Here is a 23649-nt window from a genome sequence, read left to right on the forward strand (position 1 = left end):
GGTAATGGTTTCAAACTGGTACTGATGGGGAGAAGGTTCTTTGAGCATGGCAGTCAGTCCGTTTTTTGCACTGACCTTATTAGATCAAAGTCCTGGCCTCACGGCCAGGACTTTGTCATCAATCTGAGGCGCCTAAAGGCGCCTTTTTCTAAATGGTGGTGGGTCGTGCAGGATTCGAACCTGCGACCAATTGATTAAAAGTCAACTGCTCTACCAACTGAGCTAACGACCCACGAATGTGGTGTACTGCTTTTTGAAGCTGAAATGGTGGGTGATGACGGGCTCGAACCGCCGACCCCCTCCGTGTAAAGGAGATGCTCTACCAACTGAGCTAATCACCCACTTCAGGACTTCCAGATACTACCAAATGAGAGAATGATGGTGGGTGATGACGGGCTCGAACCGCCGACCCCCTCCGTGTAAAGGAGATGCTCTACCAACTGAGCTAATCACCCTCATTGTTCTCATTTCTTACTGCGTTAACAAGATGGTGGGTGATGACGGGCTCGAACCGCCGACCCCCTCCGTGTAAAGGAGATGCTCTACCAACTGAGCTAATCACCCCGTCTTGTTGGAGTCGCATTATAGGGATAGTTGAAAGTGAGTCAACGGTTTTTAAAATGATTTCAATCGTTCGCCGCAAATTTAGACAGGATGCGATATTTATCGCCGACCAGGACGATTCTTTGCACAGTATCATGCGTAGCGGGCCGCAAAGCGTAGTGGCCGATAGCGCGTCGGCGTTGAGGAATTAGCATGGAGTGGTAGAATGTCGTCCACTATTTTACATTCCGAGCAATCGTCGGCACTCCGCTGACACGCGTTGCGTAATAAGGCAGTGAACCCAATGAAAATCAAAACCCGTTTCGCCCCAAGCCCGACCGGCTATCTGCACGTCGGCGGCGCCCGTACTGCGCTCTATTCCTGGTTGTTCAGCCGCCATTTCGGCGGTGAGTTTGTATTGCGTATCGAAGATACCGATCTCGAACGTTCAACCCAGGAAGCTATCGACGCAATTATGGATGGCATGAACTGGTTAAACCTGGATTGGGATGAAGGTCCGTACTTCCAGACCAAGCGTTTCGATCGCTACAACGCGGTCATTGATGAAATGCTGCAACAGGGAACGGCCTATAAGTGCTATTGCTCGAAAGAACGCCTGGAAGCGCTGCGTGAAAAGCAAATGGAAAACGGCGAGAAACCACGCTATGACGGTCATTGCCGCGATAGCCAGTGCAGCCATACTGCCGATGAGCCACACGTTGTGCGTTTCCGTAACCCACAGGAAGGCTCGGTCATCTTCGACGATAAAATCCGTGGCCCGATCGAATTCAGCAACCAGGAACTGGACGATCTGATCATTCGCCGTACCGACGGTGCGCCAACTTATAACTTCTGCGTAGTGATCGATGACTGGGATATGGAAATCACCCACGTGATCCGTGGTGAAGACCATATCAACAACACGCCGCGCCAAATCAACATCCTGAAAGCGCTGGGGGCACCGGTGCCGGAATATGCTCACGTGTCGATGATCCTGGGTGATGACGGTAAAAAGCTGTCTAAACGCCACGGTGCCGTTGGCGTGATGCAATACCGCGATGATGGCTACCTGCCGCAGGCGTTGTTGAACTATCTGGTGCGTCTGGGCTGGTCCCATGGCGATCAGGAAATCTTCTCTATTGATGAGATGAAAGAGTTCTTCACTCTGGATGCGATCAACAAATCCGCCAGCGCCTTCAACACCGAAAAGCTGCAGTGGTTGAATCATCACTACATTAACCATATGCCAGCGGAAGAAGTGGCGGTGTATCTGGCATGGCATGTTGAGCAGCAGGGGATTGAAACCCGCAACGGTCCAGAACTGAAAGATCTGGTTAAACTGCTGGGCGAGCGTTGTAAAACCCTCAAGGAGATGGCGGAGTCTTGCCACTACTTCTACCAGGACTTCAGCGAGTTTGACGCCGATGCGGCGAAGAAACACCTGCGTCCGGTCGCACGCCAGCCGCTGGAGGCCGTACGCGCCAAATTGGCCGCTATTACCAACTGGACGCCAGAGAACGTGCACGATGCCATTCAGGGCACCGCAGACGAACTGGGCGTGGGTATGGGCAAAGTAGGGATGCCATTGCGCGTCGCGGTCACTGGCGCTGGCCAGTCACCGGGCATGGACGTTACCGTACATGCTATCGGCCAGGCTCGCTCCCTCAAGCGTATCGATCAGGCGTTGGCTTATATTGCCGAGCGTGAAGCGCAAGCCTGACCGTTAGTTGCCAGCTAAGCCGACAAAGCCCTGCGAAGCGATTCGTGGGGCTTTTTTCTTGCTGGTTTATTTTGTGCCCAAAGCGGCGGTTTTTTAGCATTAAACGCGCTGATTTGGCGGCTTTTTCAGCGCTTGATCGAGGAATTCAATTTAGCCGTTGACAGGGTTTCTGGGGTTTCATATCATGCGCCCCGTTCACAGGATTTCGTGATTGTGGATTGGGGCTATAGCTCAGCTGGGAGAGCGCTTGCATGGCATGCAAGAGGTCGACGGTTCGATCCCGTCTAGCTCCACCAACCTTTTATCTCAGGAAGGTTGGGGAATACCGTAACGCACGGTTAACGCGTACCACTTTTGTGGGGCTATAGCTCAGCTGGGAGAGCGCTTGCATGGCATGCAAGAGGTCGACGGTTCGATCCCGTCTAGCTCCACCACCATTTGAAAAGCCGACCCTTGGGTCGGCTTTTTGCATTCTAAGGCTTTACCTCTGGACTGAATTGTTGTTATCAGTTTTTATATAGACTATATTTGGTCTTTTACTGGCAATAATTTACTGCTGGAGACATTATGAAAACAGAAACTATCAGCTATCTGAAACAAAATGCCGCCAAGCTCGATCTGTCGGAACCTTTGATTGTGACGCAAAACGGTCTTCCTGCTTATGTTATCGAGTCCTACGGAGATCGTATGCGCAGGGATGAAAGTATTGCTTTGCTCAAGCTTATGACGCTGTCTGAGAAAGATATTGAGCTAGGGCGAACCTTCTCCCGTGAACAAATCTTGGATTCACTCTGATGACTGCGAAAGCGGTAACTTTCATTTATTCAGGGACCGCGAAAATGACGATGCAAACCATCGCGTATTTTTTGCGCTCTCACCAGATTGACCCGAAACCGGTTATAAAAAGAGCATTGGTTGAGTTTGAAGAGAAAACCGGTGTTTTTCCTGAAGGAAGTCCTGTCTGTGATGAATTGCTAGCTCTTGGGTGCGCTAAATACCGGGAATGTAATACAGCTGACGGATACCGAGTACTCTATAGCACCACGTTTGGCAAAGAGGATACGCGGATTTACGTCCACGCGATGTTGTCCCAAAAGCAAGACATTGCAAGCTTACTTTTCAACCGCATACTTGAATGGCAGTAAGATTTTCTGAGCGTCATGCCAGCAATAACTATGTCCTCCTCAAAAAATAGAATCGCATGCTTTATCGGCATCAAATAAAAAACGCCCGATAAACTTCATCGGGCGTCTTAAGACTAGAACTTGTCGATTCTAAAGCTGTTAGCCCAGAACCAGGCCTGTGATGGCCGCTGACAGCAGGCTAACCAAGGTAGAGCCGTAAACCAGCTTCAGACCGAAGCGTGAAACCACGTTGCCCTGATGCTCGTTCAACCCTTTAATCGCACCGGCTACGATACCGATAGAAGAGAAGTTGGCGAAGGACACCAGGAACACGGACAGGATACCCATGCTGCGTGGAGACAGCTCAGCACCGATTTTCTGCAGTTCCATCATGGCGACGAATTCGTTGGAAACCAGCTTGGTTGCCATGATGCTACCAACCTGCAGCGCTTCATGCTTAGGCACACCAAGGACCCAGGCAAATGGATAGAAGAAGTAGCCCAGGATTTCCTGGAAGCTCAGGCCGAAGATGGCGCTGAACAGGCCGTTAAGCGCGGCAATCAGAGCGATAAAGCCAATCAGCATCGCGGCAACGATAATCGCCACCTTGAAGCCTGCCAGAATGTATTCACCCAGCATTTCAAAGAAGCTTTGGCCTTCGTGCAGATTGCCAAGGTGCAGCTCTTCTTCTTTACTGGTGTCATAAGGGTTGACCAGTGACAGGACGATAAAGGTGCTGAACATGTTCAGTACCAGCGCCGCCACGACATACTTGGCATCCAGCATGGTCATGTATGCGCCAACGATGGACATGGAAACTGTCGACATCGCGGTAGCGGCCATGGTGTACATGCGTTTTTCTGACATCTTGCCTAGCACATCTTTGTAGGCAATGAAGTTCTCAGACTGGCCCAGGATCAACGAACTGACGGCGTTGAAGGATTCCAGTTTGCCCATACCGTTCACTTTAGACAGCACGGTCCCGATGATGCGGATGATAAACGGCAGCACTTTGATGTATTGCAGAATACCGATCAGGGCAGAGATGAACACGATTGGGCACAGCACCTTCAGGAAGAAGAAGGCCAGGCCTTTGTCACCCATCCCGCCGAACACAAAATCAGTCCCTTGCCCCGCAAACCCGAGCAACTTGTCGAACATTGCTGCAAAGCCTTTTACAAAGCCTAAACCTGCTTCCGAGTTCAGGAAGAAATAGGCCAGTAACACTTCAATAACCAACAACTGAATAACATAGCGGATGCGGATGTTTTTACGATCGCGGCACACTAACAGGGCCAGGATTGCAACCACCACTAACGCTAACGCAAAGTGCGCAATATGGGACATGTTTGCTCCAAATTTGAGGCAGGCTGAATTTCGGTTGTCATTTTATGTAACGCCAAGTTTAAAAACGAGACATTCATAGCAAATATGGAAAATCATAGTGGAGATAGTCCTAATCTATGACGGCAAAGCACCAAAGATCAAGATGTTAATAAATATGCGTGTTCGTGGCATTTTTGTGCTACTTTTATTATCAAGCGTGATCCGCTCTGAACCTTGTGATCTAGAGTAGATGGAAACGCGAGGATTTCATGCGATCTGTTCGATAAAACCTTCGTTTTTGGCTATCGCAGAGATAACCATTATCGCTGCAAACACACTTGATAATCATTATCACTTAGGTAAAGATGAAGGTGAGCTAAATTAGTAAGGGTTTTCGCTATGCTGAACAGTCGCGCGGTTAACAATTCCTCCAGCCGCCCGTCCAGAAAGATCAAACTTTCTCTGATGGGGCCTGCCTTTATCGCCGCCATCGGCTATATCGACCCCGGTAATTTTGCCACTAATATTCAAGCCGGCGCTTCTTTTGGTTACACGCTGCTGTGGGTAGTGGTATGGGCCAACGTCATGGCGATGCTGATCCAACTGCTGTCTGCCAAACTCGGTATTGCTACCGGTAAAAACCTTGCTGAACATATCCGCGATCGCTTCCCGCGCCCGGCCGTATGGGCCTATTGGGTGCAGGCGGAGATTATCGCGATGGCCACTGACTTGGCCGAGTTTATCGGTGCCGCGATCGGTTTCAAACTGCTGCTGGGGGTAACTCTGTTGCAGGGGGCAGTCCTCACCGGCATTGCCACCTTTCTGATCCTGATGCTGCAAAAACGCGGGCAAAAGCCACTGGAACTGGTGATTGGCGGCCTGCTGCTGTTTGTGGCAATGGCCTATATCGTCGAGCTGGTATTTTCTCAGCCGCAGCTGAGCGGGTTGCTTAGAGGGATGGCGATCCCGGATTTGCCGAATGGTGACGCGGTGTTTCTTGCTGCGGGGGTGTTAGGGGCAACCATCATGCCGCATGTGATTTATTTGCACTCCTCGCTGACGCAGACTGCCGGTAAAGACTCTAAAGCCGAACGTTATTCGGCCACCAAGCTGGACGTGGCGATCGCCATGACCATTGCCGGTTTTGTTAACCTGGCGATGATGGCCACCGCCGCTGCCGCATTCCATTTCAACGGCCATAGCGGTATTACCGATCTCGACCAAGCCTACCTGACGTTGCAGCCGCTGCTCGGCAATGCGGCGGCCACCATTTTTGGCCTGAGCCTGGTTGCAGCAGGTCTCTCTTCTACCGTGGTAGGCACCTTGGCGGGGCAGGTGGTGATGCAGGGCTTTGTCCGCTTCTATATCCCAATCTGGGTACGGCGGGTGGTCACCATGATGCCATCGTTTATTGTCATCATGATGGGGATGGATGCGACGCGTATTCTGGTTTTGAGCCAGGTACTGCTGAGCTTTGGTATTGCCCTGGCCTTGGTGCCGCTGCTGGCGTTTACCGGCAACCGTGAACTGATGGGGGATATGGTCAACGGCCGCCTGATCCAGAATCTCGGTAAACTGATTGTGTTGGTGGTGGTTGGGCTCAACGGTTATCTGCTGATCAGCAACCTGCTTTAAGATAGTTCCTCTCACCCTAACCCTAACTCATGTAGAGGGGATGAAGAGTGCTACAGACTGACTTCTGCACCTGATTACGATGCCGATCAGCTCCCTCTCCCTGTGGGAGAGGGTTGGGGTGAGGGGTCAATCATCATGATCGTGATGGTGGTTTTTGTGATGATGCTTGCTCTTATGGCGCTGCTTTTTATACTGCTTGTAATAGTATTTATCGGCCTTGCGGTAGCGGCCATCATGGTAGTAATAATTTTTGTGCCAGTAATCGCGGTCACGCCAGCGATAGCCATCCCAATAGTAGCCACGGCGGCTGCGCTCCCCTAAATCACGCCCCTGATGGCCATGCCACCAATCGCGATCGCGCCAGTCGTAACCGTCCCAGTAATTGCCCCGTTTGTCCTGGTCACCAATCTGCAGTGAGACCCCCGGGAGCAAATCAATATTGACGCTGCTGGCATGGGCGATGGGTGCGATGGGCATGAAAAGCGCCGCCAGAATGGCAGCGGTAAACAGAGGTTTAAACATTTAGGCTCCCTTGGCCGAACACCGATAATGAAGCACGTTCATCGGTATAGGTTTTGGCCATGCAAACGGTTGTTATCCCTCGTTCTTAAACGCTATGCGTAGAATCCATGAGGTATTTATCCGAGGGATGCTATCTCCGTGGAGCGACCGCGCCTTTGGGGAAATTCTGAAAGCCATGGGGAATGCCGGGGATTGGGAGTTATCTGAGGGGAAAGGGGAAAAAACCGCCGATAACCCACCGGCGGCTTGTAAGCGATTACATCAGGATCTGCTCAATCTTGGCGATCTCTTCTGCGCTGAACTTACGGTTGGCCAACATACCGACCGCATCTTCAATCTGGCTGACTTTGCTAGCACCGATCAATACGGAAGTGACGCGATCGTTACGCAATACCCAGGCCAGCGCCATTTGCGACAGCTTTTGACCACGCTGTTCTGCCAGCACATTCAGCAGGCGAACCTTTTGCAGTTTCGTTTCGGTAATCTGCTCGGGAGTGAGCGAGCGGCTGCCGCTGGCTGCGCGGGAATCAGGCGGGATGCCTTGCAGATAGCGATCGGTCAGCATGCCTCCAGCCAGCGGTGAGAAGGCGATAGACCCCACGCCATGCTCTTCCAGCGTATCCAGCAACTCGGGTTCGACCCAGCGTTCAAACATCGAGTACTTCGGCTGGTGGATCACGCAAGGGGTGCCAAGCTGCTGCAGTATGGCAAATGCTTGCCGCGCCCGTTCGGCCGGGTAATTCGATAACCCGACATACAGCGCTTTCCCTTGGCGGACTATCAAATCCAGCGCCGCCATGGTTTCTTCCAACGGCGTATCTGGATCAGGGCGGTGATGGTAGAAGATATCCACATAGTCGAGCCGCATGCGTTGCAGGCTCTGATTCAGGCTGGCGACCAGGTATTTCTTCGATCCCCAGTCACCGTAGGGGCCAGGCCACATGGTGTAGCCCGCCTTGGAAGAGATAATCAGCTCATCGCGATAAGGCTGGAGATCCTGATGCAGAATACGGCCGAAATTCTCCTCAGCAGAACCCGGCGGTGGCCCGTAGTTATTGGCCAGATCGAAGTGGGTAATGCCAAGATCGAAGGCACTATGCACCAGGCTGCGCGCATTGTCATACAGTGTGCTATCACCAAAGTTGTGCCACATACCGAGTGAAACGGCTGGCAGTTGCAGCCCGCTGCGGCCACAGCGGCGATATTCCATATTCTGGTAGCGGGCAGGCTCAGCTTGATAAACCATAAAATCCTCATCGACGGCGGGAAATGATATTCAGTGTATGCGCTTCCACTTGGGCTGTCAGAGTGCCAGATCACGCTAATTATCTGTCATTTATTCAAATTGCTTATGGATGATCCCTACTGCATGCCGTTGGTGCGCAGATGTAAAGCGGGGTTTCCAGTGCCTTTTGCTGACAAAGCTCGAAAATTCGGCAGCATCTTTAATACTTAATACTAACCATTCTCCCATTACCTAGGTGATGATCATGAACAAGAGCTATACGGTGGCAGATTACCTTCTCGATCGGTTAGCCCAGATTGGCATTCGCCACTTTTTCGGTGTACCGGGAGATTACAACCTGCAGTTTCTCGATCATGTTATCGATCATCAGCAGATAACCTGGGTAGGCTGCGCCAACGAGCTGAACGCCGCCTATGCCGCTGATGGTTATGCCCGCTGCAAACCGGCCGCGGCACTGTTGACCACCTTTGGTGTGGGTGAATTAAGTGCGATTAACGGCATTGCCGGCAGTTATGCCGAATACCTGCCGGTGATCCACATTGTTGGCACACCGGCTTTGCGAGCCCAGCGAGCCGGGGATTTACTGCACCATTCTTTAGGGGATGGGGACTTCGGTCATTTTGCCCGTATGGCGAAAGAGGTCACCATCGCTCAGGCCAGCCTGACGGCCAGCAATGCTGAAGCAGAAATCGATCGCTTATTGACGACCGCGTTGTACGAGCGCCGCCCGGTGTACCTGCTGTTGCCAAGTGACGTTGCCGAAGCCCCGTTGGCCTCGCGCCCAGCACCTTTGGTATTGCGTCAGCCCAATCTTTCCGAGGTATCGCTACAGGAATTTATCGCCGCCGCGCGGGAAAAACTGCAGGCTGCACAGCGGGTTTCCCTGCTGGCGGATTTCCTGGCCGAACGCTTCGGGGCCGAATCCGTGCTGGAACAATGGATGAATGAGGTCAATATTCCTCACTCGACGCTGCTGTTAGGCAAAAGCGTGTTGGATGAAACCCATGCCTGCTTTACTGGAACCTATGCCGCAGCCGCCAGCGATCCGCAGGTTAAGCAGCAGATTGAGGGTGCCGATGTGGTGATTAACGTCGGGGTGCGTTTCACCGATGCTATCACCGCCGGTTTTAGTCACAATCTGCCCGTGGATAAATGCATCGATATCCAACCGTTCGAGGCGCGGGTTGGCCAGCAGGTTTTCAGCCAGATCCCTATGCGCGAAGCAGTGAAGGCTCTACATCAACTGACGTTATCGTTAGCCAGCAAGTGGTCGTTGCCTTCCATTAAACGGCCAGCGCTACCGGATCCGAGTTCCTGCGGTCTTGATCAACATGGTTTCTGGCAGCAGATCCAAGACTTCTTGCAGCCGGGGGATATCCTGATTGCGGAGCAGGGCACTGCCTGTTTTGGCGCGGCGTCGTTGACGCTGCCGCGGGGTTGCCGGTTTATCGTACAGTCCTTATGGGGATCGATCGGCTATACCTTACCGGCGGCATTTGGCGCGCAGACTGCCGAACCTCAGCGCCGGGTGGTGTTGCTGATTGGCGATGGGGCTGCTCAACTTACCGTGCAGGAGTTGGGCAGCATGCTGCGCGATGGGCAAAAGCCGGTGATCCTGCTGCTGAATAACGACGGTTACACCATAGAACGAGCCATCCACGGGCCAGAACAGCGCTATAACGATATCGCGCAATGGAACTGGACGCGGTTACCGCAGGCTTTCTCGCTCGATCATCAGGTGAAATGCCTGCGTGTCACCGAGCCTGAACAGTTGCGTGCGGCGCTTGGTGAGGTCGGTGGCCGTGATCAACTGGCGTTTATCGAGGTGGTACTGCCAAAAATGGATATTCCCGAACTGCTCGATAGCGTGTCACGGGCCATTCAATCGCGTAATGCGGCGGCTTGATCGGCGGCATTTTCCAGCAGGCGATCCAATAACCACAGCCCCGCCGGCCCCGGCGGGGTGAGCTTGGACCATACGGCGTCGACCGAGATGGTTTGCGGCCAGCCGCGCATTTTCAGCTCTGTCAGACGTTGCCGCCCGTACTGTTTGACCAGCCAGTGCGGCAGTATCGCCCAGCCCGCCCCCTGTTCCGCCATCTCTAGCAACATCAGATAACTGGGCGCCGACCAGGCCCTGCCGCGTGGTTTTGGCGCGCTGTTGCTGGTATAAGTGTTGAGGTAAAGTTGGCGGCTGCTGGCAAGGTGGGCCTGTGTCAGGGCAGGAGTAAGGGTCAGCGGATGATCATGAGCGACAAACAGCCCCATTTCAGTCTGCTCTGGCAGCCTGGCGACGGCGATCTCGGGAGGGTAGGTGGGTTGTACCGCCAGCATCCCCAGGTGGGCGCGGCCAGTCTGTAGCAGATCCAGCACATCCTCCCCTTCGGCGATCATACATTCCAGCTCGATATCCTGATAACGCCGCTCGAAATGTTTCAGCAGGTTGTCGTGATGGTTGGGCTGATAGGTATCGGAAAAAACGATGGTCAGCCGTGGTTCGATATTGTCCCCCAAGCGGATGCTCAAGGCATCGAGTCGTTCGCTGGCAGCGAGAATTTCCTGCACATGGCCCAGCACCTTGCGGCCAGCCTCGGTCAATACAGGTTGGCGTGCCTGCCGATCGAACAGCGTCAGCCCGAGATCGGCCTCCAGATTGGCAATGGCGGTGCTGATGGTGGATTGGCTTTTGCGCAGCCTGCGTGCGGCAGCAGAAAACGAGCCTAACGCGGCAGCCTCAACAAAGGCCAGTAGGGCTTCTGGGGAATAGCGCATGATGTATCTACTTTATCGATGTTATCTATCTTTAATCTACGCAAAAAACCGATGATAATCACCTGACTTTTTCAATAATGATCACAAAGCAGGTGAAGTATGCAGTTGCAAAACAAGTCGTTGGTTGAACGTATCGTTCACGCCGTGGGGTTCGAAGCTATCGCCGTGATGATCTGTGCCCCTTTGGGTTCATGGTTGCTTAACCGCTCGATGGCGCAGGTTGGGGCGCTGGCGATCATGTTATCTACCGTCGCCATGCTGTGGAACATCGTCTATAACTCGATCTTTGATCGGCTGTGGCCGGTGAGCCGAGTAGTCAGAACGCTGAAAGTGCGTATTGGCCACGCCTTTGGCTTTGAAGCCGGGTTTGTGCTGATTGGCCTGCCGATAGCCGCCTTTATGCTCAATATTTCGTTGTGGCAGGCCTTTGTGTTGGAGATCGGTTTCTTCCTGTTCTTCTTGCCTTATACCATGGCGTATAACTGGGTCTACGATACCCTGCGCCAGCGTTGGTTTGAGCCGCGCCAGGCGAAGGTTAGCAACTCGCACAGCAAATAATTGCTTCGTCAGTCAGGTCGTTCTCGGGTAATGTCTGGTTGATAGTGAGTCACAGCCAAGGAGAACCGAATGAAAGTGTTGGGATTATTGGGTGGGATGAGTTGGGAATCCACCATCCCCTATTACCGAATGATCAACGAGCAGGTGAAACAGCGGCTTGGTGGCCTGCATTCAGCCAAAATCGTGCTCTACAGCGTGGATTTTCATGAAGTGGAACGCTTGCAGCACCAAGGTGATTGGGAAGGCGCTGGTCGTTTGCTGGCAGGGGCCGCTGCTTCACTGCGTGCTGCCGGTGCCGAAGCCATCGTGATTTGTACCAACACTATGCATAAGGTGGCGGATGCAGTGGAACAGGCCAGCGGCCTGCCACTGATCCATATCGCCGATGCCACGGCATTGCAGGTACGCCAGCAAAATATCCGCCGTATCGGCTTACTCGGCACGCGCTTTACCATGGAACAGGATTTTTACCGTGGGCGTTTGCAGGACAAATTTGCTATCGAAGTGGTTACGCCGGATGCCGCCGATCGTGATATCGTACACCGCATCATTTATGAAGAGCTGTGCCTGGGCAAGATCGTTGATACCTCACGCGATGAATATCGCCGGATTATTGCCAAGCTGGAACAGCAGGGCGCCGAGGGGATCATCTTTGGCTGCACCGAGATCGGCCTGTTGGTTAGCGCACAAGATGCCGCGGTGCCGGTATTCGACACCACGGCCATTCATGCGTACGCCGCTGCCGAGTATGCTCTGGCTTAGTCTTCATGCGGAGGCTGGTTTTTTACTACCAGCATCAAAGGTTTGCCCGCCAGCACCAGCCAGGCGGGCAACATCACAATACAGAGTATCGGTAACAGGTGCAGCTCTGGCACCACCGCCACGGCCATAAACAGGCTCAGCCAGCCGTCGCGAGTCACCACCAGCACCAACCCCATAATGGCACAGGAAACGGTGATCGCTGCCGGAACCGCCGGAACATGTTGATGCAACATCAACCCTAGTGCGACACCGATAAATACCGCCGGGAAAATACGCCCGCCGCGGAAGCCACTGGCGGCAGCTACCACCAGGGCGGCCAGCTTGGTCAGGGTGATCACCAACAATTGGCTGGTGGTGAAACTACCGTCGACCACCAACAGTTTCATCTCATCCAACCCTTTGAATAGGGTGACATCTCCGCCAATGACCCCAAGGATCCCCAGCAACAGACCACCTAGCCCGAGCATCAATACCGGATTTTTCAGCGAATGGAACATATGGTGCATGCGCGGGAAGCACCAAATCGCCACCATCCCCAGGGCAATAGCGATCAGTGCGACCACCGAGCCGCTGAAAATATCGCGTAGCCGGGTCACATCGTAAGCATCAAGCTGTAAGGTAAAGTTCGGGGTAAAGAATATCTGGGTAGTGACGGCCCCGGCGGCAGCGGCCATCAGCGGGGCAAACAGCCGATCCCACAGGGGGACTTCGTTATTTCCCCCTAGCGTTTGCGAGAAAATCAGGGCGGCGGCAACAGGGGTACCAAACATTGCGCCAATCGTGCCAGCGGCGGCGAGGATGATCCAATCCATCCTGGGCACTTTGGGTAATAGCCTGGCCCCGAGTGCGACCACCAGGGCAATATTGATGGCGGTGATCGGGTTTTCCGGTCCCAAACTGACTCCACCTGCCAGGCCGATCATCAAAGCTAAAGCCAGCCCCGGTACGGCGGCCACTGGCAAAGGCATGCCGATCAGCGATTCGGTAGCCGGATCTGGCCCGGCATGGCCCGGCACGAAACGTATGATCAGCCCAACGGCGATACCAGCCAGCGTAAGAATACCGATGGTCCACCACGGGGAATGGCTATCTATATCGAGCATTTCCGGAAGGCGAGTCCACAGCAAGTTCTGCAGCACGCTGGCACTTTCCATCAGCAAGATGAGGATCAGGCTGGAGGTGGAACCGATAACGATCGCGGGCAGAGCGAAGGCCAACATAGCATTGGCGCGCGGATGCAGCATGCAGGATCCCTTGTTGTTACGTCCCTGATTGGCAGGGAAAACAGAGAGTAAAGCCAGCAGAATCGCCAGGCTCCAGAGAAATGGTTTGCATAGTATATAGCTCCAACGGAGCGATTTCGCTAATGGTAGCCGCACGCGATCGCATTCCTCTCACGTTTTTTGCGCCAATCTGTAACCGCCGGTATAAATCGGTGAAAACTGTGCTGGCTGAAACGATTTTTGTGATCGAGATCGCTATTGCGCAGCGGGCCGCAGAATGCCGATTGTTGTTTGGGCGGCGTGATTTTACAGTGTACCCAATTTTGCATTATTCATTTTAGGGAGAAACACCGATGACCTATGCCCTCGTAGGTGATGTTGGCGGTACCAATGCCCGCCTGGCGTTGTGCACTGTCGAGACGGGCGAGATCGCCCAGGCGAAAACCTATTCTGGTCTGGAGTTCGATAGCCTGGAAGCGGTGATCCGCCAATACCTGACCGAGCTGCAACTGGAGGTTCAGGATGCCTGTATCGCCATCGCCTGCCCGGTAACGGAGGATTGGGTCGCCATGACCAATCACACCTGGGCCTTCTCCATCAAAGCGATGAAAGAGAGCCTGGGCTTAAAGCATCTGGAAGTGATTAACGATTTTACCGCGGTTTCGATGGCTATTCCGATGCTGTCCGAAGATGACGTGTTGCAGTTTGGCGGTGGCAAAGCGCAAAAGGATAAACCGATTGCCGTTTACGGTGCGGGTACGGGCCTGGGGGTAGCGCATCTGGTGCATGTTAACCGCCGGTGGGTGAGTCTGCCGGGTGAGGGTGGCCACGTAGATTTTGCGCCGAACAGTGAAGAAGAGGACATCATCCTGGAGGTGCTGCGTGGCGAAGTGGGGCACGTCTCTGCGGAGCGCGTGTTGTCTGGCCCTGGGCTGGTGAATCTGTACCGTGCCATCGTCAAGGCAGACAAGCGCCTGCCGGAGAAGCTGGAACCCAAAGACATCACCGAGCGTGCGCTGGCGGACAGTTGCATCGATTGCCGTCGTGCGTTGTCCCTGTTCTGCGTGATCATGGGGCGGTTTGGCGGCAACCTGGCGTTGAACTTGGGGACGTTTGGTGGAGTGTATATCGCCGGGGGCATCGTGCCGCGCTTTATGGAGTTCTTCAAGGCTTCCGGGTTCCGCGCCGCCTTTGAAGACAAGGGACGCTTCAAAGACTACGTACGTGAAATTCCGGTGTTTATGATCACCCATTCCCAACCGGGGCTGCTGGGGGCCGGTGCTCATCTGCGGCAGACGATAGGGATACCCCTCACCCCAACCCTCTCCCAAAGGGAGAGGGAGCTGTCAGCCCCTGCTCGTTTAGAAGTAAAGAGATAATCTCAACAACTGCGATCGTCTCTTCTGCCAGTACTGATGAAGAATCGCGATACTTTCAGCCCAACTCGATCAGCTCGTTTAGAAGTAAAGAGATAATCTCAACAACTGCGATTGTCTCTTCTGCCAGTACTGATGAAGAATCAAGATACTTTCAGCTCAACTCGATCGGCACCCTCTCCCTTTGGGAGAGGGTGAGGGGCCATTAGCCGTTGGCTTTGGCCAACACCGGCTCTGCGTGAGACTCTTCTTCCTGCTCTACCGCTTTCGGCGCTTTGATAAACAGGGTGATCAGCAGTGAAATCACCGACAGCACACCCATCACCATGAACGTTGCGTGGAAGCCGCCGAAGTGGTTGGCAACAAACGACCCTGCCAGCGCGCCCAGACCAAAGCCCTGATAAATGATGCCGTAGTTCTTGCTGTGGTTTTTCAGGCCGAAGAAGTCACCGACAATCGCCGGGAAGACGGTAATGTTGCCACCAAAGCAGAAAGCGACCGCGCCGACGCAGATAAAGAACAGCGTATGGCTCAGCGTCACGAAGCTCAGTGCGGCAATCGCCAGAATAGTGACCAGCATGGTGAAGCTGATGACGCGCATACGGCCTACTTTATCGGACAGGGTGCCCAGAATGATGCGGCCTGCGGTATTGAAGATTGCCACGGCAGAAACGGTGTTGGCGGCGGTGGCCAAATCCATCCCAGCCAGCTGTACGCCCATGTCTTTAACGATACCGATCAGATACAGGCCACTCATACAGGCTGCGAAGAAAATCACGAACAGCATGTAGGCCTCTTTGCTGGCCAGCATCTGGCGCACGGTGTAATCGTTGCCCAGCGTGCCGTGGTTAGCCTGTTGGTTAACCTGCACCGGTTCTTTGAGCAGCATGGAGCCCAGCACAATCAGCGCCATCACGATCACGCCCCAGTAGAAGAACGCAGCAGAGACACCGGCACCGCTAATCAGGGCGGCGTTAACGTATTTGAACAGCAGGCTGCCGCTACCGAACGCCCCGACGGAGATGCCGGAAATCAGCCCCTTGTTGTCCGGGAACCATTTGATCAGGTTGGACAGCGTAGAGATGTAAGCGATACCCACCGCAAAACCGACCACCACGCCTGCTAACAGATAGATCATATCCAGCGATTGCACGTGGGCGCTGGCAATCAACCCCAGGCCGACCAGCACGCCGGAGACCAGCGTCAGATTGCGAATACCGAAACGCTCTTGTAGCTTACCGGCGAACAGCGTGGCGAAGGCCAGGAAGAAGCTGGTGATCGAGAAGGTGGTAGCGACATCGCCAAGGCCCCAATGGAACTTGTCTACCAGCGGCTGGTTGAACAGGCTCCAGGTATAGATAGTGCCGAGGCCCATCTGGCAGATGATGGTGCCGAGAACGATTAAGCTGCGATTTGCCGGTTTGCTGTTCATGGCCGGTCTCCTTCCTGTATTGGCATTGCCCATTGGCAAAATTAGCAAGGCAACCAGAGCCCTGCGGTATGGGCTTATTATAAAGGGGGCGATCGTTGCCAATGGCGGATCGGGAATGAACTGCCGCTGCCGAGGAATGAAATGCCGTTATCGCTGCATGAGTTGCCGAATAAGGGGTAAAAAGCCGTTGGAATGCGGCCTGCCGGGCGTGATCTACATCAAAGATATGTCAGAAAGATGGCTAAAGCGCTGCGGCAAACTGTGTGGTAATTGTGAAGGATATGCCTGAAAGGCGTAATTGGGCTTTCCTCCTATAGAGAACGTACCGGTGCGGAACTACTGTGATCGGTAAATGGACCCGTTCCATGCTCTGGGAGAGACCTGATGAAAAAAGTGCTGTTGTTATTGGCTGCGTTGTTGCCGCTTTCACTGCCTGCGGTGAGCCATGCGGATATTTCTGTCGGCATCAACGTGCCTGGAATGTCGCTGCATATTGGCGATCGGGATGACCGTGGCCATTACTGGGATGGTGGTCGCTGGCGTGAACCGCGCTGGTGGCACGAGCATTATGGCCCACGCGGATATTACGGCCCCCCACGTCGTGAATGGCGTGATGGCCCACGTTATCACCGCATGCCACCACCACCACCGCCACGCTATTACCAACGGGATCACGGCCCGCGAGGCCCACGCTGGTAACTATAACCGCATCAGTTGGCGAAACGCCTTGACCTTGCTGCGGCTGACCGGGACTTCAAAATCCAGATCGCTCAGCCGCAGAATATAGGTGTTGTTGAACCACGGAACGATTTCCCGGATCTTGGACAGATTCACGCAATACGACCGGTGGCAGCGGAAGAAAAACTCTTCTGGCAGCCGTTGGTAAAACTCGGTGATATTCATCGGCATCACAAACTCTTCGCGCCGGGTATATACCCGTGTAACTTTCTCATCGGCGGCGGCGTAGTATATGTCGTTGATGTCCGTGACGATGATGCGCTCGTCTTTGATCAGGTTAATGCTGTGGCTGGTGCGATTCGCCGGTGCGCTAGGTTCCGGCGTCTGCGCCGGTCGGTTATGCAATGCCTCCAGCTTTTGCAGCATGGTGATGATACGCGCTTCATGATACGGCTTGAGGATGTAGTCGAACGCCTCGATCTCAAACGCCTCCACCGCATGCTCTTTATAGGCGGTGATAAACACGATCGACGGACGATGCGCAAACTTGCTGATGTTCTGTGCCAGCAATACGCCGTCTAACGACGGAATATTGATATCGAGGAAAATGGCATCGACCTGATGAGTTTGCAGGTATTTCAGCACGTCCAGGCCATCTTCAAAGGTGGCTTCGATAGTGATATTACTGTGTTTATTAATCAGATAAGTCAGCTCTTGCTGGGCGAGAAACTCATCTTCCACAATGATGGCTTTCATAGTTGTTCCCCGGCAGGTTGTGGGCTGTTTTCGCTATGCAGTTTATTGCCGTTTTTGGTGACGTAGAAGGCGATTTCCGTTCCTGGCTCCAGCCGACGTATGCGTAATCCTTCGCCGTACAGCAGGGAAACCCGGTGGTGTACGTTAAGCAGACCGATATTGTGCCCTGGCATTTCATTGCGCGCCACGCGCTCGATCACCAGTGGATCGATGCCATTGCCAGTATCTTTCACCGAAATCTTGACGCGATCGCCCCGATCTTTCACCGCGATCACCACCACGCCTTTCCCTTTACAGGGTTGAATACCGTGCACGATGGCATTTTCCACTAGCGGCTGGATCAGCAGGCTGGGGATGCGCACGGCAATATCGTCGTCGATGTCATAAATCACCGTCAGCTTATTGCCGAAGCGCGCCTGCTCGATGGCGATATAGTCCTGGATCTGATGCAGTTCCTTACGGATATCGATCAGTTCGTCGTTCAGTTCCAGGTTATAGCGCAGGTAACGCGACAGGTTGATGATTAACTGGCGGGCGGTATCTTGATTTAGCCGGATTGACGACGAGATAGCATTCAGCGCATTAAACAGGAAATGCGGGTTGATTTTGCTTTGTAGCGCGCGCATTTCGGCCTTGTCCGCCATTTGGCGTAGATGCTCGATGCGCGAGACTTCCATCTGGGTGGAGATAATCTGCGACAGGCCAACTGCCATCACCTTCAGCGTATTGGTGATCTGATGGGCATGGCAGTAGTAAATCTTCAGCGCCCCGGTCACCTCACCCTTTTCCCACAGCGGGATCACCAGTTGGGAATGGATCTGCGGTGCTGTCTGATTCTCGAGGTTGTTTTTGATGATGATTTTGCCCTGCTGGATGCTTTCCAGCGTGACTCGGCTCAGCCCTGCGCGCCCGAGTGGGTAATGCTCTGCTCCCACGCCAACGTAGGCCAGCACATGTTGGGTATCGGTGATGGCGACCGCATCGGCATTGATATCGTGGCGGATAATTTCGCAAATGGTGGTCAGCGATTCGCTATTGATATTACGGAAATAGGGCAGCGTTTTACGGGCGATATCCAGCGCCAGCTTGGCCTGCCGCGCCGCAATCACCTCTTTTTCGTCTTCGACGCTTTGCACCAGCAGCACGATCAGGCCGATACACACCGTGCCGAGGATCATCGGCAGGGCAATTTTAGACACGATATCCAGCCCGAGTTCGGTGGGTTTGGCCCAGGCAACGATCAGCAGCATGGTGAGTGATTCGCACAGCATGCCTCCCAAGATCCCGGCACGCCAGCGCTGGCCTTTCTTCACCTTCAGGTTGATATAACCGGCGCCGATCCCGGCAATAATGCTGGTGATCAGGCAGGGAACCGAGGTGATACCGTCGATATCGATCAGATAGCGGTGCAATCCGGCGATAATGCCGGTAATGATGCCAACCCAGGGGCCAAACAGGATCCCCCCGGCCATGATGGCGATCACCCGTACGTTAACCAGAGAGCCTTCGACGTTGATGCCAGAATAGGTACTGAACAGGGCGAACAGAGAGAAGATGGCCGTGACTGCGGCCAGTTCCAGCGGAGTATGATCTTCCTTTTGCAACAGCTGGCGAAACAGCCGAGTGCGGGTGAGGAAAAACAGGCAGATCAACATCAGGGCGGCACGATCGAATACCGCTAACAACATTTCAAAAACAGGGTGCACAACGGGCGGCTCACTGCGACAAACGGGAGAACACAGTATATCACAGCGCGGCAATGACCGCGGTGGCCGGAGCACACCGCGGTCATCAGGGCTATTTGATACCCAACTGCTCTTTGCCGAGCGGCGTCAGCAGCTCAACGGTGGCGCGGCCAATGAAATCCACTTCGAAATCATCCGCAGCAAAATCCACCGGGCTTTTGCCGGACAGGAAGCTTGGCAACTGCCGTTGCAGGTAGGCATCGTTCTTCTCACAACCCGGCGCGGCGGCGATGTACATCACGTTGCTGTCGAACTCGCCGTTATGCTCGTTTTCCACCGAATGGATCACGTCACAGTGCCAGAATACCGTATCTCCCGGCTCCAGATCGGGAATAGGGGATAACCCACTTAATAAAAGGGGATGCCATTGTTCCGAGATAGATAGCGCCCGGCCCGGGGCGGCTCCGCACAGATCGTCATCCGCCACATCGTCTTGCAGGGCACGCAGCAGGATATAGGCCATGGCATTGGCGATCGGTACCACGTTCAGCGTACCGGCATGGGTGCGTTGCGGTGTCAGCGCTGTCCAGCCCTGGAAGGTGCGGAACATGGAACAAACCGCCGGTGAGGCGATCTCGCGCACTTCGGTACGGCCATCGGCGGCAAAGGGATCATATTGCTGCCAGTTGCCGGAGAACACGTGACGATAGACATAGCGGAAATTCTCATCCAGCCAGCGTTCGATGGTGCCGCTATCCACATGCGGGGAAAGGCCCAACGAAGAGGAGTTTGGCGGGCGGCGACGGGTACGGTCGGCATAGGTAGCAACACGCGTTGGGTCAAAGTGCTGTTTGCCGTTGCTTTCGGTTGCCCACAGGCTGTTGAGGAACACCTGCACCGCATGCATGCGCTGATCTTGACGAGCCTCGACCTGAGGCTTCGACCAGTAAATGCCGTAGATCTGTGGTTTACTGGCAGCCAGTTTGCCAAAGTAGTTATCTTCGGCGGCATTTTTTAACCGCTCGACGAAGTTATTGCGTTCGAGATAGTCGCCAATCTCCTGGTTCCAGGCCTCGGCTTTGCTGCGTGGGAATACGCCGCGAATGGCGCACACGCCGCGCTGTTTAATCAGGGCAATTTGTTGTTCGGTAACGCGTTGTTGCAGAATATCCTCGGCGTCCACCTGCGGCACCGGGTCCTGGCCGTTGGCCAGTTCCTGACGGATTTGCTCCACCTGCTGGCGAATATTGTCTTCCAGTTCCAGGAAGACTTCGCGATAGTTGGGTAGAGCCTGGCGTAACTGCTGCTTGACGCTTTTTATTGCGGCAGGGATATCATCGATGAGTAATGAAGCCATGGTGTTCTCCTTGGCCCGCCGGTGGGCGAGGATGGTGGTGGTAGGGTAGCGTTATAAAGTTGCTGTTTTGTTGTAACCTGGTTAATGATTATCTGGATTTAATAGGGGGAAATAAAGGGATATCTTTCATTCGTAACTTCCTCTTTTTCGTTTTTCGGAGATTTACCTGATGAAATTGGAAACACCTCGCTTGCTGCTGACATCGCTAACGGCGGATGACTGGCCGTTATTCCTACGTCTATTCCAGGATCCCCAGGTGATCCGTTACATTGCCGATCCGCTGCCGGAACACGAGATCCGCGAACGTTTCGAAGCACGCTTGCCCGCATGGGATAAGCATTGCGATCGCTGGCTATGTCTGGTGATGAGAGAAAAAAGCAGCGGTCAAGCGGTGGGAATGACCGGGTTCCGCCCTGAGTGGTCCCCTTGCCAGCAGGCCGAAGTGGGCTTTGGCAGCCTGCCGGAAGGGCAAGGGAAAGGTTATGGCAAAGAGTCGCTGCCAGTGATCTTGGACTTTGCCTTCAATGCTTGCGGTTTTCACAAAGTGTATGCCACGGTGACAGAGGGGAATTTAGCCTCACGGGGTCTGTTGGAGAGCTGCGGTTTTCAACTGGAAGGGACGCTGCGTGACAATTTCCGCCTGGCGGGCCGGTGGTGTAATGACTGGCGGTTGGGGCTGTTGGCGACGGAATTTGCGGCTGCCAACCGGTAAAAAAATTGTTATGCGGGGGACTCGACAGCCTGACAAGGCTGAGTTATGTTCGATGTTCGGCCATTCTGTGGCCAGCGTCGCTCGGATGGTCCGGGCGCTAACGTCTCTTCGAGGTAACTATGTCTGATAACAACTCGCGCCGTTTCACGCGCATCGAACGCCTGCCCCCTTATGTGTTTAATATCACCTCTGAACTGAAGATGGCCGCGCGCCGTCGCGGGGAAGATATTATCGATTTCAGCATGGGTAACCCGGACGGCCCAACGCCACCGCATATCGTAGAGAAACTCTGCACCGTAGCCCAGCGTGACGATACGCATGGCTACTCAACCTCACGTGGTATTCCGCGCCTGCGTCGTGCTATTTCGCACTGGTATCAGGAACGCTATCAGGTCGATATCGATCCCGAGAGCGAAGCCATTGTGACTATCGGCTCGAAAGAGGGCCTGGCACACCTGATGTTGGCAACGCTTGATCATGGGGATACGGTGCTGGTGCCGAATCCAAGTTACCCGATCCATATTTATGGCGCGGTGATCGCCGGTGCGCAGGTGCGTTCCGTGCCGCTGGTGGACGGCGTGGATTTCTTTGGTGAGCTGGAGCGCGCCATTCGTGAAACCATTCCGCGGCCAAAAATGATGATCCTGGGCTTCCCGTCCAACCCGACGGCGCAGTGTGTAGAACTGGATTTCTTTGAACGGGTAGTGGCGCTGGCGAAGCAGTATGACGTGCTGGTGATCCACGATCTGGCCTACGCCGATATCGTCTATGACGGCTGGAAAGCGCCTTCGATCATGCAGGTGCCAGGAGCCAAAGACATTGCGGTAGAATTCTTCACCCTATCGAAAAGCTATAATATGGCTGGCTGGCGGATTGGCTTTATGGTGGGTAACCCTGAGCTGGTTAGTGCATTGGCACGTATTAAAAGCTACCACGACTACGGCACCTTTACGCCGCTGCAGGTGGCTGCTATCGCCGCATTGGAAGGCGATCAGCAGTGCGTGTTGGATATTGCCGAGCAGTATCGCCAGCGCCGTAACGTGCTGGTGAAAGGGTTGCACGAAGCCGGCTGGATGGTGGAAAACCCGAAAGCCTCGATGTATGTGTGGGCAAAAATTCCTGAGCCTTACGCGCATCTGGGGTCGCTGGAGTTCGCCAAGCGTCTGTTGGCGGAGGCTAAAGTGTGCGTATCCCCAGGGATCGGCTTTGGCGATTACGGCGATACCCATGTGCGTTTTGCCTTGATTGAAAACCAGGATCGTATCCGCCAGGCGGTGCGCGGTATCAAGGCGATGTTCCGTGCCGATGGGTTAATCAAGCCAGCGACCAAATAGCATCGCGTTGTTGCCTGAGACCCGGCAGCCGCTGTTACCCCTCACCCCGACCCTCTCCCACAGGGAGAGGGAGCTGACAGTCCCTGCTCGTTTGGAAGTAAAGCGATAATCTCAGCAAGCTCGATTGTCTCTCATCCAAGGTGAGTCACTACAATTTCAAACACACTCGATCGGTCCCCTCTCCCTGTGGGAGAGGGTTAGGGTGAGGGGCGTGTTAAGTGCCCATAATCATGATTTTTCTTCTACTTAAGGTTCTCTTCAGTTGTTATCCGCTATGCTCTGCCAATACCGAATATAGTGGGAGTCTCTATGAGCGTTCGTTTTGCAAAATCACAAATCCTCCTGCACTGGCTGACGCTGGTGATGGTGATCCTGACTTACAGTGCCATATTGCTGAAGGACTCTGTGCCGGATGACAGCGCGGCATTGGTGAAGGATCTGCACTTTAACTTTGGCCTGTCGGTGTTTGTGCTGATGTTTATCCGCCTTGGGCTACGCCACCGGCATCCAACGCCGCCGATCACTCCGGCCTTGCCGGAATTACAGGCGCTAGGGGCGAAAATGCTCCATTGGGTGCTGTATCTGCTATTTTTATCGTTGCCGATCTTGGGCTTCTTGACGTTGGCCTATGGTGGCAAACAGTGGATGCTGCTGGGCTGGCAGGTGCCGCAGTGGGTCACGCCCGATGCGGGCATACGCCGCACGCTGAAAATGGTGCACGAAACCTTGGCAAATACGGGATATTTCATCATCGGCATCCATGCCTTGGCCGCGATTTATCATCACTATGTGCGGGGTGACGACACCCTGCGCCGGATGATGCCCGGCAAATAGTTCGCGGTGCAGAAACAACAAAGGGGCGCAGAAGCGCCCCTTTGTCTAAGTACC

General features: G+C 54.1%; 20 protein-coding genes, 6 tRNA genes and 1 pseudogene. 14 read left to right on the top strand and 13 right to left on the bottom strand.

The genetic code is table 11. The features are described from left to right. Positions 1–156: 156 nt before the first annotated feature. The 4 genes from ACMV5I_RS12050 to ACMV5I_RS12065 form a co-directional block, all read right to left on the bottom strand. Positions 157–232: transfer RNA gene (locus ACMV5I_RS12050), tRNA-Lys, on the bottom strand. Between the two features lie 33 nt (positions 233–265). Next, positions 266–341: transfer RNA gene (locus ACMV5I_RS12055), tRNA-Val, on the bottom strand. Positions 342–379: 38 nt separating this feature from the next. After that, a tRNA-Val gene (locus ACMV5I_RS12060) sits at positions 380–455 on the bottom strand. Between the two features lie 33 nt (positions 456–488). After that, a tRNA-Val gene (locus tag ACMV5I_RS12065) sits at positions 489–564 on the bottom strand. Between the two features lie 283 nt (positions 565–847). On the opposite strand from ACMV5I_RS12065, the gene gltX reads away from it, so the two are divergent. From gltX to ACMV5I_RS12090, 5 genes are all read left to right on the top strand, one after another. Continuing rightward, positions 848–2263 (top strand): glutamate--tRNA ligase, encoded by a 1416-nt coding sequence (gene gltX, locus ACMV5I_RS12070; protein WP_024485217.1) that lies wholly within the window; start codon positions 848–850, stop codon positions 2261–2263. 220 nt (positions 2264–2483) lie between these two features. Continuing rightward, a tRNA-Ala gene (locus ACMV5I_RS12075) sits at positions 2484–2559 on the top strand. Between the two features lie 62 nt (positions 2560–2621). Further along, a tRNA-Ala gene (locus ACMV5I_RS12080) sits at positions 2622–2697 on the top strand. Between the two features lie 133 nt (positions 2698–2830). After that, entirely contained in the window at positions 2831–3058 is a 228-nt protein-coding gene (locus ACMV5I_RS12085) for a type II toxin-antitoxin system Phd/YefM family antitoxin (RefSeq protein WP_021178663.1), read from the top strand. Between the two features lie 44 nt (positions 3059–3102). After that, positions 3103–3408: a type II toxin-antitoxin system RelE/ParE family toxin gene (locus ACMV5I_RS12090; RefSeq protein ID WP_235050811.1), complete on the top strand. Its 306-nt coding sequence runs from the start codon at positions 3103–3105 to the stop codon at positions 3406–3408. Between the two features lie 138 nt (positions 3409–3546). Here the strand turns inward: ACMV5I_RS12090 and ACMV5I_RS12095 are convergent, their stop codons facing one another. Beyond that, positions 3547–4734, bottom strand: coding sequence for a NupC/NupG family nucleoside CNT transporter (locus ACMV5I_RS12095; protein ID WP_021178662.1), 1188 nt, complete (start codon positions 4732–4734; stop codon positions 3547–3549). 378 nt (positions 4735–5112) lie between these two features. Between ACMV5I_RS12095 and ACMV5I_RS12100 the strand changes: the two genes are divergently transcribed. Further along, complete coding sequence (locus ACMV5I_RS12100; protein ID WP_024485215.1) at positions 5113–6348, top strand: Nramp family divalent metal transporter; 1236 nt, start codon at positions 5113–5115, stop codon at positions 6346–6348. A gap of 126 nt (positions 6349–6474) precedes the next feature. Here the strand turns inward: ACMV5I_RS12100 and ACMV5I_RS12105 are convergent, their stop codons facing one another. Both ACMV5I_RS12105 and mgrA read right to left on the bottom strand, forming a co-directional pair. Next, positions 6475–6870 carry a DUF2502 domain-containing protein gene (locus ACMV5I_RS12105; protein ID WP_414824446.1) on the bottom strand — a complete coding sequence of 132 codons (396 nt, stop codon included), beginning with the start codon at positions 6868–6870 and terminating at the stop codon, positions 6475–6477. Between the two features lie 256 nt (positions 6871–7126). After that, on the bottom strand, positions 7127–8116 hold the full coding sequence (gene mgrA, locus ACMV5I_RS12110) for an L-glyceraldehyde 3-phosphate reductase (protein ID WP_414824448.1): 990 nt from the start codon (positions 8114–8116) through the stop codon (positions 7127–7129). A gap of 244 nt (positions 8117–8360) precedes the next feature. On the opposite strand from mgrA, the gene ACMV5I_RS12115 reads away from it, so the two are divergent. Further along, a complete protein-coding gene (locus tag ACMV5I_RS12115; protein WP_414824449.1) occupies positions 8361–10022 on the top strand; it encodes an alpha-keto acid decarboxylase family protein in 1662 nt (553 codons plus the stop codon). Here ACMV5I_RS12115 and ACMV5I_RS12120 read toward each other — a convergent pair. Then, positions 9998–10888, bottom strand: a complete 891-nt coding sequence (locus tag ACMV5I_RS12120; protein ID WP_414824450.1) for a LysR family transcriptional regulator — start codon at positions 10886–10888, stop codon at positions 9998–10000. The genes ACMV5I_RS12115 and ACMV5I_RS12120 overlap by 25 nt on opposite strands. Before the next feature lie 99 nt (positions 10889–10987). Here ACMV5I_RS12120 and ACMV5I_RS12125 point away from each other — a divergent pair, with 99 nt between their 5' ends. Together ACMV5I_RS12125 and ACMV5I_RS12130 are read left to right on the top strand one after the other, a co-directional pair. After that, positions 10988–11446, top strand: coding sequence for a multidrug/biocide efflux PACE transporter (locus tag ACMV5I_RS12125; protein ID WP_414824451.1), 459 nt, complete (start codon positions 10988–10990; stop codon positions 11444–11446). 69 nt (positions 11447–11515) lie between these two features. Continuing rightward, positions 11516–12208: an aspartate/glutamate racemase family protein gene (locus ACMV5I_RS12130; protein WP_414824452.1), complete on the top strand. Its 693-nt coding sequence runs from the start codon at positions 11516–11518 to the stop codon at positions 12206–12208. On the opposite strand, the gene ACMV5I_RS12135 is transcribed toward ACMV5I_RS12130, so the two are convergent. Then, entirely contained in the window at positions 12205–13452 is a 1248-nt protein-coding gene (locus tag ACMV5I_RS12135) for an ion channel protein (RefSeq protein ID WP_414824453.1), read from the bottom strand. The genes ACMV5I_RS12130 and ACMV5I_RS12135 overlap by 4 nt on opposite strands. Positions 13453–13784: 332 nt before the next feature. Here ACMV5I_RS12135 and glk point away from each other — a divergent pair. Beyond that, positions 13785–14735: pseudogene (glk, locus tag ACMV5I_RS12140) on the top strand (glucokinase); the annotation flags it as partial. A 277-nt stretch (positions 14736–15012) separates the two neighbouring features. On the opposite strand, the gene ACMV5I_RS12145 reads toward glk, so the two are convergent. Next, the gene (locus tag ACMV5I_RS12145; protein WP_024486104.1) at positions 15013–16239 is read right to left on the bottom strand and encodes an OFA family MFS transporter; all 1227 of its coding nucleotides are present in this window, start codon (positions 16237–16239) and stop codon (positions 15013–15015) included. 384 nt (positions 16240–16623) lie between these two features. Here ACMV5I_RS12145 and ACMV5I_RS12150 point away from each other — a divergent pair, with 384 nt between their 5' ends. After that, a complete protein-coding gene (locus tag ACMV5I_RS12150) occupies positions 16624–16938 on the top strand; it encodes a DUF2502 domain-containing protein (RefSeq protein WP_414824454.1) in 315 nt (104 codons plus the stop codon). Here ACMV5I_RS12150 and ACMV5I_RS12155 read toward each other — a convergent pair whose 3' ends face one another. From ACMV5I_RS12155 to ACMV5I_RS12165, 3 genes are all read right to left on the bottom strand, one after another. Then, positions 16939–17673 carry a LytR/AlgR family response regulator transcription factor gene (locus tag ACMV5I_RS12155; protein ID WP_021807023.1) on the bottom strand — a complete coding sequence of 245 codons (735 nt, stop codon included), beginning with the start codon at positions 17671–17673 and terminating at the stop codon, positions 16939–16941. It lies immediately after the preceding gene. Further along, positions 17670–19361, bottom strand: a complete 1692-nt coding sequence (locus ACMV5I_RS12160; RefSeq protein ID WP_237735610.1) for a sensor histidine kinase — start codon at positions 19359–19361, stop codon at positions 17670–17672. The genes ACMV5I_RS12155 and ACMV5I_RS12160 overlap by 4 nt, the downstream gene beginning before the upstream one ends. Before the next feature lie 109 nt (positions 19362–19470). Then, positions 19471–20715 carry a DUF1479 domain-containing protein gene (locus ACMV5I_RS12165; protein WP_121607443.1) on the bottom strand — a complete coding sequence of 415 codons (1245 nt, stop codon included), beginning with the start codon at positions 20713–20715 and terminating at the stop codon, positions 19471–19473. A gap of 169 nt (positions 20716–20884) precedes the next feature. Here ACMV5I_RS12165 and ACMV5I_RS12170 point away from each other — a divergent pair, with 169 nt between their 5' ends. The 3 genes from ACMV5I_RS12170 to ACMV5I_RS12180 all read left to right on the top strand — a co-directional run bounded on the left by ACMV5I_RS12170 (position 20885) and on the right by ACMV5I_RS12180 (position 23595). Continuing rightward, positions 20885–21427, top strand: coding sequence for a GNAT family N-acetyltransferase (locus ACMV5I_RS12170; RefSeq protein ID WP_024486109.1), 543 nt, complete (start codon positions 20885–20887; stop codon positions 21425–21427). 119 nt (positions 21428–21546) lie between these two features. After that, a complete protein-coding gene (alaC, locus tag ACMV5I_RS12175; RefSeq protein ID WP_414824455.1) occupies positions 21547–22761 on the top strand; it encodes an alanine transaminase in 1215 nt (404 codons plus the stop codon). A 309-nt stretch (positions 22762–23070) separates the two neighbouring features. After that, on the top strand, positions 23071–23595 hold the full coding sequence (locus ACMV5I_RS12180; RefSeq protein ID WP_202672946.1) for a cytochrome b: 525 nt from the start codon (positions 23071–23073) through the stop codon (positions 23593–23595). Positions 23596–23649 lie beyond the last annotated feature (54 nt).

The sequence above is a fragment of the Serratia sp. T13T92 genome, from assembly GCF_047530105.1.
Lineage (GTDB): Bacteria > Pseudomonadota > Gammaproteobacteria > Enterobacterales > Enterobacteriaceae > Chania > Chania fonticola.